The 1,113-nt window shown below is 57.3% G+C and carries 1 pseudogene; it reads right to left on the bottom strand.

Annotated elements, in window-relative coordinates:
- Nucleotides 1-6 precede the first annotated feature (6 nt).
- Nucleotides 7-1,066: pseudogene (locus D3D02_RS21695) on the bottom strand (IS630 family transposase).
- Between the last annotated feature and the right edge of the window lie 47 nt (nucleotides 1,067-1,113).

Below are 1,113 nucleotides of genomic sequence, written 5' to 3'. Positions count from 1 at the left end.
GAGTGGTCAGCATAACTTCTGAACATTTGGGAGGAACGTCTCGATCCAGTCAGCGGCGAAACTCACACGATGGCTTAGCCTGAGGAATGTCTCGGTGAGGAATTCTCTAAAGTGGTCTTTGTCCTCGAAGATCTCTGGCGAGATCTCTCGTTTGAGATCCTTCCACAGCGGTTCGATTGCGTTCAGCGTCGGTGAGTACGGCGGTAAGAAGACGAACTCGATGCCGAGTTCGTCGGCCCGTTCCTGTGTGAGTTTCGCGTGGTGAGAGCCGTAGTTATCGGCCACGAGCAGAATCCGGCCCTGCGGATTCTGCTCGCGGATCTCTTCGAGCGCCTCCACGATTGTCTCCTTCACTAACCGCTCTTTGTACGTGATCACGCTCTGGCCAGTCAGTGCGTAGAACCCAACCGACCGCCACGGAAACGTTACCAGCGGCTTCTCGATCGTTACTGTCCGGTCAAACGACCACATCCGCTGAGAGTTCTCGAACGGCTGTGGCCACGCCTCATCGAAAAAATCCCAAGACGACTGGATCATCCTCCTTGTCTTCATCGGGATCCTCGCCGAGCGCCTCGTCCAGGCGCTCGGCGAGAATCTCCTCTGCGCTTTCCGGCCGACGCGGATCCATCGGACGTGGCTTTGCGTATTTCATCCCAGCGGCACGCAGTTTCCGGCTGAGATGAGCAGGATGATATGTGACGCCGTAGCGGTCTTCAATCAGCGCGTGAATCTGTTGTGGCGTCCACGGCTGGCCCTCTTCAAGAATCTCACACAACTCGGCGAATTGTGCGGGGGTAAGCTTCGGCGGCCTGCCGCCGCCGAAGCGTGGGCGCAGCCCCTTGATGCCACCGTCATTCCACGCACGAGCCCACCTGCGCGTCGTGGATCGGGAGATCCCGACGCGCTTGCCTGCCTCCTCGCGCGTATCTCCTTGATAGAGATTCCTGATGTAGCATAACCGCCGGACGAGACGGGTCTCGTCCGCCTTCTGTGCATCTGTAATTGCTTGCTCAAGTTCTTCTTCGGTCAAGTACTTCACCAACTGACCTCGCCGACTACTCTTCATCAAAATAGGAACGCTCTCTCAGGGCTCAACTCTTTCGCAGACCACTC

The sequence above is a fragment of the Halobellus sp. Atlit-38R genome (genome assembly GCF_003665925.1).
GTDB lineage: Archaea > Halobacteriota > Halobacteria > Halobacteriales > Haloferacaceae > Haloquadratum > Haloquadratum inordinatus.
Note: the sequence above shows the minus strand (reverse complement) of the source record. Positions and strands in the feature narration are given on the sequence as shown.